The sequence below is a fragment of the Streptomyces sp. NPDC127106 genome (assembly GCF_042677605.1).
Lineage (GTDB): Bacteria > Actinomycetota > Actinomycetes > Streptomycetales > Streptomycetaceae > Streptomyces.
Window position 1 is genome coordinate 57458 of the sequence record NZ_JBHXTC010000029.1, and the last position, 12823, is coordinate 70280.

General features: G+C 75.1%; 10 protein-coding genes and 1 pseudogene. 6 read left to right on the forward strand and 5 right to left on the reverse strand.

Annotation, left to right across the window (positions count from 1 at the left end):
- The first annotated feature begins 92 nt into the window (after nt 1-92).
- Together ACFVGY_RS23150 and ACFVGY_RS23155 are read left to right on the forward strand one after the other, a co-directional pair.
- Complete coding sequence (locus tag ACFVGY_RS23150) at nt 93-839, forward strand: hypothetical protein (RefSeq protein WP_385680293.1); 747 nt, start codon at nt 93-95, stop codon at nt 837-839.
- Between the two features lie 108 nt (nt 840-947).
- Nucleotides 948-1679 (forward strand): SDR family oxidoreductase, encoded by a 732-nt coding sequence (locus tag ACFVGY_RS23155; RefSeq protein WP_385680295.1) that lies wholly within the window; start codon nt 948-950, stop codon nt 1677-1679.
- A 200-nt stretch (nt 1680-1879) separates the two neighbouring features.
- Here ACFVGY_RS23155 and alc read toward each other — a convergent pair whose 3' ends face one another.
- Both alc and allB read right to left on the reverse strand, forming a co-directional pair.
- Complete coding sequence (alc, locus tag ACFVGY_RS23160; protein ID WP_385680297.1) at nt 1880-3001, reverse strand: allantoicase; 1122 nt, start codon at nt 2999-3001, stop codon at nt 1880-1882.
- Between the two features lie 2 nt (nt 3002-3003).
- On the reverse strand, nt 3004-4344 hold the full coding sequence (allB, locus tag ACFVGY_RS23165; protein WP_385680299.1) for an allantoinase AllB: 1341 nt from the start codon (nt 4342-4344) through the stop codon (nt 3004-3006).
- A gap of 329 nt (nt 4345-4673) precedes the next feature.
- Here allB and ACFVGY_RS23170 point away from each other — a divergent pair, with 329 nt between their 5' ends.
- Nucleotides 4674-5477, forward strand: a complete 804-nt coding sequence (locus tag ACFVGY_RS23170) for an IclR family transcriptional regulator (RefSeq protein ID WP_385680301.1) — start codon at nt 4674-4676, stop codon at nt 5475-5477.
- A gap of 324 nt (nt 5478-5801) precedes the next feature.
- Complete coding sequence (locus ACFVGY_RS23175; protein WP_385680303.1) at nt 5802-7316, forward strand: hypothetical protein; 1515 nt, start codon at nt 5802-5804, stop codon at nt 7314-7316.
- 104 nt (nt 7317-7420) lie between these two features.
- Here the strand turns inward: ACFVGY_RS23175 and ACFVGY_RS23180 are convergent.
- Both ACFVGY_RS23180 and ACFVGY_RS23185 read right to left on the reverse strand, forming a co-directional pair.
- Nucleotides 7421-8095: pseudogene (locus ACFVGY_RS23180) on the reverse strand (ABC transporter ATP-binding protein); the annotation flags it as partial.
- On the reverse strand, nt 8092-9186 hold the full coding sequence (locus ACFVGY_RS23185) for an ABC transporter permease (protein WP_385680305.1): 1095 nt from the start codon (nt 9184-9186) through the stop codon (nt 8092-8094). The gene ACFVGY_RS23185 and the pseudogene ACFVGY_RS23180, both read right to left, overlap by 4 nt.
- A gap of 134 nt (nt 9187-9320) precedes the next feature.
- Here ACFVGY_RS23185 and ACFVGY_RS23190 point away from each other — a divergent pair, with 134 nt between their 5' ends.
- The gene (locus ACFVGY_RS23190) at nt 9321-10571 is read left to right on the forward strand and encodes a sensor histidine kinase (RefSeq protein ID WP_385680307.1); all 1251 of its coding nucleotides are present in this window, start codon (nt 9321-9323) and stop codon (nt 10569-10571) included.
- Nucleotides 10571-11200 carry a response regulator gene (locus ACFVGY_RS23195; protein ID WP_385680309.1) on the forward strand — a complete coding sequence of 210 codons (630 nt, stop codon included), beginning with the start codon at nt 10571-10573 and terminating at the stop codon, nt 11198-11200. The genes ACFVGY_RS23190 and ACFVGY_RS23195 overlap by 1 nt, the downstream gene beginning before the upstream one ends.
- A 66-nt stretch (nt 11201-11266) precedes the next feature.
- Here ACFVGY_RS23195 and ACFVGY_RS23200 read toward each other — a convergent pair whose 3' ends face one another.
- Nucleotides 11267-12754, reverse strand: coding sequence for a PLP-dependent aminotransferase family protein (locus tag ACFVGY_RS23200; protein ID WP_385680311.1), 1488 nt, complete (start codon nt 12752-12754; stop codon nt 11267-11269).
- Nucleotides 12755-12823 lie beyond the last annotated feature (69 nt).

Here is a 12823-nt window from a genome sequence, read left to right on the forward strand (position 1 = left end):
ACACCCCCCCCCCCAAACCACCTTCTGGCTTGGTTGGGTGGTCTGTTTTTTTTTTAAACCCGACTGGCGTCCCGCGGGGGGGGCCCCCCGGGGTGGGGGCCCGGCGGCCCGCCACGGCGGCGCCGGCCGGGCCGGCGGAGGAGAAGGCCCGCCGCAGGCGCAGGGCGCTGATCGCGGCCGTGGCCGTGGCCGGCACGGTGGCGCTGAGCGCGGGGGCCTGGACGCTCTCGAACGCCCTGGACGCGTCCCGCGGCCGGTCCTCGGCCGGGGCGGCATCGGACGGCACGAAGCCGGGCGGCTCGGGGGCGGGCGGTTCGTCGTCCGGCGCGCCCGGAGCGACCACGGGCCCCGGCAAGGCCGGCGGCGGCAGCACCGCCACGGACGGCAGGACGTCGGCGTCGTCGCAGGGCCAGGCGGGCACGCCGGGACCGCCGAAGCCGGCCGTGTACACGCAGCAGTGGCTGGACGACAAGACGTCGGTGAACATCAAGGAGCCGACGCGGCAGGAGAACGCCAAGGGCGACATCCGTTTCACCTGCGACGGGGGCAAGTACGCGGGTGACTGCTCCCTGGTGAGCGACACCAGCGTGATGAACCTTGCCTTCGCCAAGCCGGGCGCCACCTTCGAGGACTGCCGCGCCCTCCTCGGCCGCGCCGATTTCGGCGACGCCGAGCAGCGCCGGCTGCCACTGGCCGCGGTGGCCAACGGCAGTGAAATCTGCGTCAAGCACCCGTCGGGGGACATCGCCCTGCTCGTGGTCCAGGTGAAGGCGACCGCGGCGGTGCCGCGGGTACCCGGCTTCCTCACCGCGGACATGACGGTCTGGCGGGTCTCCTGACGGCCCTCCGGCTGCGGGGAACGCGAGGTCGGATTACCGCCAGCACCGGCCCCGTCGCCCCGGTTCCATAGAACTCGTTGAACGGGCAACCAACAACGAGGAGGAGCCATGAACGGCAGGACCGCTGTGGTCACCGGCGGCAGCCGGGGCATCGGCGCGGCGATCGCGCTGCGGCTGGCCGAGGAGGGCGCGGACGTCGCGATCACCTACGCCGGGAACGAGCGGGGGGCGGCCGAGGTGGTACGGCGGATCGAGGCGCTGGGGCGCCGGGGGTACGCCGTGCGCGCCGACGCCGGGGACGCGGCCGAGGCGGCGGGCGCCGTCGAATGGGCCGCCGACACCCTCGGCCGGCTCGACGTGCTGGTCAACAACGCGGGCATCGGGGTGATCCGCCCCCTGAACGCACTGACGCTGGCCGAGGTGGACCGGGTGCTCGCGGTCAACGTGCGCGGCGTCTTCCTGGCGGCGCAGGCCGCGGCCGAACGGATGGGCGAGGGCGGCCGGATCATCACGATCGGCAGCTGCATGGCCCGCCGCGTCCCGGGCCCGGGCGGCACTCTGTACACGATGAGCAAGTCCGCGCTGTCCGGCCTGACCAAGGCACTGGCCCGCGAACTCGGCGGCCGCGGCATCACGGCGAACCTCGTGGAGCCCGGGCCGGTGGACACCGACATGAACCCGGCCGACGGCCCGATGGCCAAGGCGCAGGCCGACATGACGGCGGTGGGGCGGTTCGGTCGGCCCGAGGAGGTCGCGGCGATGGTCGCGTTCCTGGCCGGCGAGCAGGCCGCCTACGTGACCGGCGCCGAGTTCTCGGTGGACGGCGGCCACGCGGCGTAGGCGCCCCGGGCGCGCCGGACTTCGGCGATCGCCGACCGGCCGCGTGCGGGCCGGAACGCCGATGGGGCGCAGCGGAGCGGAATGCTCCGGTGCGCCCCACGGGCTGTCCGGGGCCGGTCGGGGACCCCAGTGTTCCCCGGGGTGTCGCCCCCCGGGGGTCTTTGCGGGTGGGGGCGGCGTCTGCCGCCGGCCCCGCGGTGTCAGCCGCCCAGTTCCTGGTGGCGGGTGGCGAGCGCGGCCGCGCCGGTCTCGGTCAGGGAGCCGTACAGGCGCAGCCGGGAGAAGCCGCCGTCGGGGAAGATGTCGATCCGGACGTGGGTGCCGACCGCCGGGGTGTCCAGCACGAAGCGGTGGTTGGTGTCGGGCTGGAGACGGGTGCGGGGCAGGAACTCCTGCCACTCGCCCTCCTCGCCCGTCCTGACCGACAGGGAGGCCCAGCCGGCCGAGTTGCCCTTGAGGTAGGCGGTGTCGATCTCGACGGCGCGGATCTCCGACTCGGCGACCAGCTGGTAGCGGATCCAGTCGTTGCCGTCGTCGCGGCGGCGGGCGGTCTCCCAGCCGTCGTCCATCTTGCGGGAGCGGCCCGGGTTGATGGTGTTGGTCGGCGGGGAGTAGAAGCGGTTGGACGCGTCCTGGACGGCGCCGCCGTTCTCCAGGGCCACGACGTCGAAGGAACCGAGGGCCTGCAGCCACTTCGGGTCCGGGAGGACCTCGCCGTAGACGCGGAGGCGGGCGATGCCGCCGTCGGGGTGCTGGTTGACGCGCAGGTGCGTGAAGCGCTGCTCGGCGCTCACCTCGAAGCCGTTGGCGGCGTGGCCGCCGACCGGGGTGCGCGGGACGAGGGTGGTCCACTTGACGTCGTCGCCGAGGAGCTCCTCGGGGGTGGGGGCGAGCGCGCCCTCCCAGTTGGCGCCCTCGACGGAGACGGCCTGCGGCATGTTGCCGCGGAAGTGGGCGGTGTCGACGACGATCCCGCGGATCACGCCGGGCGCGCCGAGGCGTACGAGGGCCCAGTCGTGGTCCTCGGCGGCGGGCCAGGGCTGCTCGGCGGAAACGCCGCGGCGGCGGCGGGTCTCCCAGCCGTCCATGACCTTGCCCTTGTGCCCGAAGTCCTCGGGGTCGAAGTGCGCGGCCTCGGAGACCAGCAGGTTCTCGCGCTGGGCGAAGAACTCGTCGTTGGCGGCGATGACACCGGCGCCCAGCTCACGGGCGGCGAGGTTCGCGTACTGCGTGAACGGGAACTCGGCCGTGCGGTAGTCGGCGTAGGGGTCGCCGCCCCCGTACGGGTTCGCGTTGCCGGTGAAGGAAGGGATCGCTGCCACGGTCAGTTCTGCCTTTCGAGGAGGAGGCCGGTGGGCTCGGACGGGGTGCCGTGGTCGGCGATCTTCCGCCCGCGCAGCCAGGTGGACTTCACGACGCCGTACAGGGTCCTGCCCGCGTACGCCGTGACCTGGTTGCGGTGGTGGAGTTCGGCCGGGTCCACAGTGAACGTTTCTTCAGGGGCCAGGACCGCGAAGTCGGCGTCGCGACCGGCCTCGATGGCGCCCTTGCTGTCCAGGCCCGCCAGGCGGGCGGGGGCGGCGGACATCCAGCGGACGACGTCCTCCAGGGTGCGGCCGCGCTCGCGCGCCTCGGTCCAGATGGCCGGCAGGCCCAGCTGGAGGGAGGAGATGCCGCCCCAGGCGGTGGAGAAGTCGGCGGTCTTGAGGTCCGCGGTGGAGGGGGAGTGGTCGGAGACGATGCAGTCGATGGTGCCGTCGGCGAGCGCGTCCCACAGGAGGTCCTGGTTGGCGGCCTCGCGGATGGGCGGGCAGCACTTGAACTCGCTGGCGCCGTCGGGCACTTCCTCGGCCGTCAGGGTCAGGTAGTGCGGGCAGGACTCGACGGTGATCGCCACGCCCTCGGCCTTGGCGGCGGCGATCAGCGGGAGCGCGTCGCTGGAGGACAGGTGCAGGACGTGGACGCGGGCGTTCAGCCGGCGGGCCTGGGCGATCAGGTTCTCGATCGCGGTGTTCTCGGCGTCGCGCGGGCGGGAGGCGAGGAAGTCGGCGTACTTCGGGCCGGGTACGACCGGCGCGGAGTCGAGGTGGTGGGGGTCCTCGGCGTGCACGATCATCAGCCCGCCGAAGCCGCTGATCTCCGCGAGGGAGGCGGCCAGCTGGTCCTGGTCGAGCTGCGGGAACTCGTCGACGCCAGACGGGGAGAGGAAGCACTTGAAGCCGAAGACGCCGGCGTCGTGCAGCGGGTGCAGGTCCTTGACGTTGTCGGGCAGGGCGCCGCCCCAGAAGCCGACGTCCACGTGCGCCTTCTCGCGGGCCACGTCCTGCTTGATGCGCAGGTGGTCCACCGTGGTGGTGGGCGGCAGCGAGTTCAGCGGCATGTCGAGGATGGTGGTGATGCCACCGGCCGCAGCGGCGCGGGTGGCCGTCCAGAAGCCCTCCCACGCGGTGCGGCCCGGGTCGTTCACGTGGACGTGGGTGTCGACCAGGCCGGGGAGCAGGACGTCGTCGCCGAAGTCCTCGACGCGGGCGCCGACCGGAACCCCGGCGTCGTACGGCAGGACGGCGACGATCTTCCCGGCGGCGACGGCGACCGATGCGGCGCGCGTCCCCTCGGGGGTGATGACGCGAGTCGAACGCAGTACCAGTTCCACGTCGTCGGACACGCCGGAACCTCCCCATCTACTTCCACAGAGCGAAATTCAACGTTCTGTTGACGGAGTCTTCATGTCGATCCGGGGCCCAGTCAAGAGTGTCCGGACAGTGCACCGACACATCGGAGCCACAGTTGGATGTTTCCACAGCATGGAATTATGATTTCGCTATCCAGAATGTAGCTATCGCCACCACGGGCCGGGCCGGTACCTTCCGAGCACCTCCGCCACCCGGACAAACCCGCTCTGACCGGCGAGGACGGCACCGCCCCGACGCTGGGGCCGATGCCGGCCGACCGGTAGGCTGCTCCCTCGCCTGCCTGCACCGAAAGGACCGCGCCGTGCCGACGTCCAGCGCCAGCACCACCGACGCTTCCGCCAAGACCACCGCCGGCGGCGGTGGCGTCCAGTCCCTGGAGCGCGCCTTCGATCTGCTCGAACGCATGGCCGACGCGGGCGGCGAGGTCGGCCTCAGCGAGCTGTCCACCGCCAGCGGCCTGCCGCTGCCGACCATCCACCGTCTCATGCGCACGCTCGTCGCGTGCGGCTACGTGCGGCAGCAGCCCAACCGACGGTACGCCCTCGGCCCCCGCCTGATCCGCCTCGGCGAGTCCGCGTCCCGCCTGCTGGGCACCTGGGCACGGCCCTACCTCGCACGCCTGGTCGAGGAGACCGGCGAGACGGCCAACATGGCCCTGCTCGACGGGGACGAGATCGTCTACGTCGCCCAGGTCCCCTCCAAGCACTCCATGCGCATGTTCACGGAGGTGGGCCGCCGGGTCCTGCCGCACTCCACCGGCGTCGGCAAGGCCCTGCTCGCCCACACCCCGGCCGACGAGGTACGGGCCCTGCTCGCGCGCACCGGCATGCCGGCCGCGACCGCGAAGACCATCACCACCCCCGAGGGCTTCCTGGAGGCCCTGGAGCAGGTCCGCAAGCTGGGCTACGCGGTCGACGACAACGAGCAGGAGATAGGAGTCCGCTGCCTGGCCGTGTCGGTGCCGAACTCGCCGACCGCCGCGGCGATCTCCATCTCGGGCCCGGCCGGCCGGGTCACCGAGGACCTGACCGCGTCGATCGTGCCGATCCTGCAGGACGTGGCGGCCGAGCTGTCCGTGGCCCTGCAGAGCCAGAACCCCGCCTGAGGTCCCGACCGGGCCGAACTCGCCTGAGTCCCGGCCCGGCCGAACCCGCCTGAGGTCCCGGCCGGGCCGAACCCGCCTGAGGTCCCGGCCCGGCCGAACCCGCCTGAGGTCCCGCCCCAGCCGACCTCGCCGGAGCGGCCCGTCGCCGAGCCTCCCTCGGCCGCTCCACCGGCTCGACGTGCCCCCGCCGACACCGTCCGGCGGGGGCACCTGCATGCCCGGGACGGGGGCGTTGGGCCGAGTGCCCCGCTCGTGTGGCGGGGGCGGGGCGCGCGGTGCAGCGTGGTGCGCACGTGCCCGCCGCTCCCCCGAGGTCCTCCCTCCATGGCCCGCAACCACCTGACAGCGCCCCTGCCGGGGCACGTCCTGCACCCGCCGACCGCGGAGCCGGCGGCGCGCCGGCGCGACCTCGCCCGGCTGGCGCCGGTGGCCGCCGCCTACGCCCTCGCCCAGCTGCTCCTCGTCGTACCCGGCACCGGCCTCGGCTGGGACGAGACCGTCTACGTCAGCCAGGTCGCCCGGGACGCCCCCGCCGCCTTCTTCAGCGCCCCGCGCGCCCGCGGGATCAGCTACCTCGTGGCTCCCGTCGCCGCCGTGACGCCGTCCGTCCTGGTCCTGCGGATCTACCTGGCCCTGCTGGCGGCGGCCGCCCTGCTGCTCGCGCTGTGGGTGTGGCGCCGGCTGCTGCCCGTCCCCGTGCTCGCCCTCGCCGGCCTGCTGTTCACCGGGCTGTGGCCCACCCTGACGTACGGGCCGCAGGCCATGCCCAACCTCTGGGTGGCCCTCGCGGCGCTGACCGCCGTCGGTTGCTTCCTGCGCGCCGCCGCCGACCGGTCGGACCGCCCCGCCCTCGCCGGGGCGGGCGCCGCCGTGGCGCTCGCCGCGCTGATGCGTCCCGCCGACGCCTTCTGGCTGGTCCTACCGCTGGCCGGCGCCGCGGTGGTCGTACCGGCCCGGCGTCGGCCCGCCCTGCCCGCCGTGCTCGTGGCCGGCGCCCTCGTCGGCTCGGCCCCGTGGCTGGCCGAGGCGCACCTGAGCTACGGAGGCGTCCTCGCCCGGCTGCACCGGGCGGGCGAGATCCAGGGCGGGCTCGGCTGGCACCCCGCCTTCTGGGACCACCTGCGCGCCCTCGGCGGCCGGACCCTGTGCCGCCCCTGCGAGGGGCCGTGGAGCCAGCCGGTCACCGGCCTGTGGTGGCTCGCCCTGCCCCTGCTGGTCGCGGGCGGACTGGTCGCCGCGTCCCGCAGCACGCAACTGCTGCGGCCGGTCCTGGTCGCCACCGCGGCCGGACTGTCCCTGGCGGCGCCCTACCTCCTCATGGTCGGGTACGCCGCCCCGCGCTTCCTGCTGCCCGCGTACGCCCTGCTCGCGCTGCCCGCCGCGCTGTGCCTGGCCCGGCTGCTGCGCGCGTCCCGCGGGCACCCGTTCGCCCGTACCGCCCTCTGCTCGGCGCTGGCCGCGCACCTCGCGCTCCAGCTGCTGCTCACGGCCACGGTGGCGGCCCGCAGCCGGGACATGCGGACGGCCCTCACCGCCGTGGCGGCCGAGCTGCACCGCCAGGGCGTACGGCCGCCGTGCGTCGTCAGCGGCGAGGAAGCCGTCCGGGTCGCGTTCCGCACGGGCTGCTCCTCCCGCCAGGTGTACGGCGGCCACGACGGCAGCATCAGCGCCGCGGGCCTCACCGCCCTCGCGGCCCGGATGCCCGCCGCGGTGCTGGTCGCGGGCGGCGCCGCCCCGCCGCCGTGGGCGCGCGACTGGCGGACGTACCCGCTCCCCGCCCTCCCCGGCGGGCGCCCGTGGCGCGCCTACCTCGCGCCGTCGGCACGCCCCACCGGCTGAGCAGCCACCGAACCGGCCACCGAACCGGCCACCGAACCGGCCGCGAAGCCGGCCACCGAACCGGCCGCGGAACCGGCCGCGGAACCGGCCGCCGCGTCCGTGGCCGGGGCGGCCTCGGTGAGGCGGCCATCCGCCATGGTCGCCGTGCGGTCCATCCGCTCCAGGTGGGCCCGGTCATGGGTGACCAGTACGGTGGCCGTGCCGCGCTCCCGGGTGAGCGTGACCAGCAGGTCGAGGACGGCCGCCCCGCGCTCGTGGTCCAGCGCGCTGGTGGGCTCGTCGACCAGCAGCACCGCCGGCTCGTTCATCAGGGCCCGAGCGATGTTCACCCGCTGGCGCTGGCCGCCGGAGAGCTGGTGCGGGCGCTTGTCCGCCTTGTCGGCCATGCCGACCGCGTCCAGCAGCTCCAGGGCCCGGCGGCGCAGGGCCTTCGAGGGCCTGCCGGACAGGTGTGCCATGACCTGGAGCTGCTCGGCCGCGGTGAGCGAGGCCAGCAGGTTGGACTGCTGGAAGACGATGCCGATCTTCTCGCGGCGCAGGGCCGCCTGCTCCGCTGCGGAGAGCGCCGTGGTGTCCTGCCCGGCCACCGCCACCCGGCCCGAGTCGGGGGTGACCAGGGTGGCGGCGACCGCGAGCAGGCTGGACTTGCCGGATCCGGAGGGCCCGACCACGGCCGTCAGGGTGCCCGCCGGCACCTCCAGGCAGACCTCGTCGAGGGCGGTCAGCCGGCTCTCGCCGTCCGGGTAGGTGAGCGTGACGTCGTGGACGAGGAGGGTCATCGGGCGCTCCCGAGGGCGATCAGGGGGTCGACGGCGGTGATCCGCCGGATGGACAGGGCGGCCCCCAGCGCACCGAGCACGATCATGATCGCGGCGGGTGCCAGGACGGTCGCGGCGTCGAGGACGAAGGGCACGTCGCCGCCGCTGATCAGCGCGCCGATGCCGGCCGCGAGAGCGGTGCCGAGCCCGGTGCCGATCGCCAGCATGACCACGGCCTGGCCGAGGGCGTCCCGCAGCAGGTACGGGGTGGAGGCGCCGAGCGCCTTCAGGACGGCGACGTCCCCGGCCCGCTGGATGGTCCAGACGGTGAAGAAGGCCCCTATGACGAGGGCGGAGATCGCGAAGAGGAAGCCGCGCATCAGCTGGAGCGAGCCGTTCTCGGCCTGGTACGACCCTATGGCGCCGAGGGCCTCGTCGATGGTCTGCGCCCGCGTCCCGGCGACCGCGTCGCCGGCGGCGAGGCCGGCGCCGGAGGCGTCGGACGCGTCCAGGACGACGACGGTCGCGGCCGTGTCGAGGGAGGTGCCGGGGTTGCCGATGCGCTGCCAGTCGTTCAGGTCCATCCAGACGACCGGGGTGTGGCTGTAGGCGGCGGTGCCGGAGACGGCTGCCACGGCCAGTTCGAGCGGGCCGATCCGCAGCCGGGAGCCGGCGGTGAGGCCCCCGAGCTCCTCCGCGGCCTTCTCGGCGAGGACCACCCGGCCCTGGCCGAGGCCGGCGGCGGGCGGCGGCAGCGGGCCGGCCGGGTCCACGCCGAAGACGGAGACGGCGGCGGTGCGCTCGCCCGCGGCGGCGTTGGTGGTGCGGATGCCGAGCGGCTGCGCCGACTTCACCCCGGGCCGGTCCCGCCAGGCCCGCCAGGCCTTCTCGGACACCTGGGAGTTGGTGAACGACACCTTCTGGTCCCCGGGCGGGGCGGCGAAGGCCAGGTGGGTGGCGGGCAGGCCGGTGACGGCCGAGATGTTCTCCCGGGCCAGGCCGGCGGTGAGCCCGGACAACAGGCCGACGAGCAGGGTGATCAGTAGGACCACCGACCCCATGAGGGCGAAGCGGCCCTTCGCGAACCGCAGATCTCTCCAAGCGACGAACATGTCCCCCACCCTGGTCTCCCGCACGCCCCCCGGGCATCGCGCCACGGGAGCGATCCTCGTATCGAAGGACGCATCCCGACATCAAACTTTCGATTGACCGGGCCCGCCCGGGACCCGCTTACGCTGGTCGGGCCATGACCGCGTCACCCTCCCGCCCCCTCACCCCCGTCTCCCGCGTCCTGCGGCTGTGCCTGCACGCCCTGCTGGTCGCCCTGCTCGTGCTCGCCGCCGGGCGGGCCGTCACCCACGCCGTACCCGCCGCGGGCGCGGTGGTCGCCGTCTGCGCCGTGCTGGCCGCGGTGTACGGGGCCGGCGCCCGCTCCCCCGCCGTCCGCGGATCGACCGCGGCCGCGGGGACGTGGCTCGCGGCGCTCGGCGCGGTGTGGGCGGGACTGCTGGTGCTGTCCCCCGACGGGCTGTGGATCGCGTTCCCGCTGTACTTCCTGGAGCTGCACCTGCTGCGGCTGCGCTGGGGCATCGCGGCCGTGGCCGTCACCGCCTGCGCGGCCATCGCCTCGTTCCTCGGCCACAGCGGCACCCTGACGCCGGGCGCCTTCCTCGGGCCGCTGCTCGGCGCCGCCGTGTCCGTCGCGACCGTCCTCGGCTACCAGGCGCTGTACCGGGAGAGCGAACGCCGCCGGGAGCTGATCGAGGAGCTCATCGCCACCCGGGCCGAGCTGGCCGCCGCCGAGCGCGACGCCGGGACCATGGCGGAGCGGGAGCGGCTGGCCCGGGAGATCCACGACACCCTGGCCCAGGGGCTGTCCTCCATCCAGCTGCTGCTGCGGGCCGCCGAGCGGGCGCTGCCCGAGCGGGACCCCCGGCTGGCGCCGGCGCGGGAGCACATCGGCCGGGCCCGGGAGGCCGCCCAGGACAACCTCGCGGAGGCGCGCCGGTTCGTCCGGGCGCTGACCCCGCCGGACCTGGAGCACGGTTCGCTGGCCGCCGCGCTGGAGCGGCTGTGCGCCTCCGCGCCGCAGGCCCGGTTCTCGGTCAGCGGCAGCCCCCGACAGCTGCCGACCCCGTACGAGGTGGCCCTGCTGCGGATCGCGCAGTCGGCGCTGGCCAATGTGGTGCGGCACGCCGGGGCCGGGCGCGCCGAGATCACGCTGACCTTCATGGACGCGTCCGTGACGCTCGACGTCGTGGACGACGGGGCCGGCTTCGACCCGGCCAGCGCCCCCTGCGGCGACGGCGGCTTCGGGCTGCCGGCGATGCGGGCGCGGGCCGAGACGCTGGGCGGGCTGTTCACCGTGGAGTCCGCGCCGGGCCAGGGCACCGCCGTGGCCGTCACCCTGCCGCTGCCCGCGGACCCCGCGGACGCGGCGGCCCCTGCGGCCCCTGCGGCCCCTGCGGACGCCGCGGAACACCTGGAGGGCTCCTGATGACGATCCGACTGCTGCTGGCCGACGACCACCCGGTGGTGCGGGCCGGGCTGCGCGCGGTGCTGGACACCGAACCGGACTTCACGGTGGTCGCGGAGGCGGCGACCGCCGAGCGGGCGGTGGAGCTGGCCGCCGGCGGGCAGGTGGACGTCGTCCTGATGGACCTCCAGTTCGGCGCCGGCATGCACGGTTCGGCAGCGACCGCGGAGATCACCGCCCGGCCCGGGGCGCCGCGGGTGCTGGTGCTGACCACGTACGACACCGACGCGGACATCCTCGCGGCGGTCGAGGCCGGCGCCTCGGGCTACCTCCTCAAGGACGCCCCGCCGGAGGAACTCGCCGCGGCCGTACGCACGGCCGCGGCGGGCCAGTCGGCGCTGGCCCCGGCGGTGGCGCTGCGCCTGATGGACCGGATGCGGACACCCGCGGAGGCGCTGACGAAGCGGGAGCTGGAGGTGCTCCAGCTGGTGGCCGACGGCCTGTCGAACCAGCAGATCTCCAAGCGGCTCTTCCTCAGCCAGGCCACGGTCAAGTCCCATCTGGTGCACGTCTACGCCAAGCTCGGCGTGGACTCCCGTACGGCGGCGGTGGCCGCGGCCGCCACCCGCCGCCTCATCCGCACCCCTTAGACCGCAGGACCGGCGGACGGGCGGACCGGCGGACGGGCCTCCGGGCGGGGGCCCCGGCCGCGGTGACTAGGCCACCCAGTGGGGTCGCTCCACCGACGGGGCCAGCGGCACTCCGCCGTGGAAGGCCTCGGCGAGGCGGCGTATCCCCTCTTCCAGGCGGTCCACGGGCAGCGTGTACGGGATCCGGATCCGGTGCTCGAAGGTGCCCGGGTCCACCCCGAAGCGGGCCCCTCGCCCGATGTGCACCCCGCCGGCGGCGGCCCGCTCCGCCAGCGCCGAGCTCACCGGCGCACCGAGGTCCACCCACAGCGACAGGCCGCCCGGCGGAACCCGCCAGGACCATTGCGGGGTGTGCCGCCGCAGTGCCCGTACGAGGACCTCGCGCCGCTCCCGCAGCTGCGCGAGGCGGGCCGGCAGGGTCCGCTCCTCCCCCTCCAGCAGGGTGAGCGCGACCAGCTGGTCGAGCGCCGAGCCGGTCATGTCGGCCGCCACCCGCAGCGTGGCCAGCTCGGTGACCAGCTTCTCCGTGGCCCGGATCCAGCCCACGCGCAGCCCGCCCCAGTGCGTCTTGCTGAGCGAGCCGATCGTCACCACGTGGTCCGCGGCGCCCGGCGGCGCCGTGGCGGCCAGCGGCTGCGGGGCGGGCACGTCGAGCGCGATGTCGGCGATCGTCTCGTCGACCACCAGCCAGGTGCCGGTCCGGCGGGTCGCCGCCAGCAGCCGCAGCCGCTGTTCGGGCGGCATCAGCGCCCCCGTCGGATTGTGGAAGTCCGGGATCGCGTACGCCAGCCTCGGCACGGTCTGGCGCAGGGTGGCCTCGGTGGTCTCCATCTCCCAGCCCGCGTCGGAGACGGCGACGGGCACGGTGCGCAGGCGGGCGTGGCGCAGGGCGTCGAGGACGTTCGCGTAGGTCGGGTTCTCCGTGACGACGCGGTCGCCGGCACGGCACAGCAGGTTCGCGACGAGGACGAAGGCCTGTTGGGCGCCGGCCGTGACGAGTATCTGCTCGGGGCGGGTGGCCAGGCCCCGCCGGGTGAACCGGTCGGCGACGGCGCCGCGCAGCTCGGGCAGCCCGAAGGGGTGGTACCCGGGGTCACGGGCGAGGGCGGGCAGCCGGGCCGCCGCCCGGGCGAGGGCCTCGGCGAGACTGTCCCCGGGGGCGCCCATGGCCGCGATGGCGAGGTCGATGCCGCCGTCCCGGGCGGTGCGGTGGCCGACCGTCGCGTCCAGCAGGTGGGCGCCGACCGGGCCATGGCCGTCGGGCAGTTCGGTCCAGGTGCCGGAGCCGCGCCGGCTGCGGCAGTAGCCGCTCTCGCGGAGCAGGTCGTAGGCCGCGGTGACGGTGGCCCGGCTGGCGCCGAGCGCCTCGGCGAGCTCGCGTTCGGCGGGCAGGCGCACGTGCAGGGGGACGCGGCCGTCGAGGACCAGGGAGCGCACCGCTTCGGCGAGCGACCGGTAGCCGGGGCGGGCCCGCACCTCGCCGGGCAGCAGCGCCGCGAGGGCGCGGCTGCCGATCGTCCTGTCTGCCGTCCGGACCACTCGCCCGTTTGCCATGCCAACCTCCCCCGATTGGCTCTGCCTGCCAGGCCAATCAGGGGTCCAGACTCGCGGCATTGGCCCTTG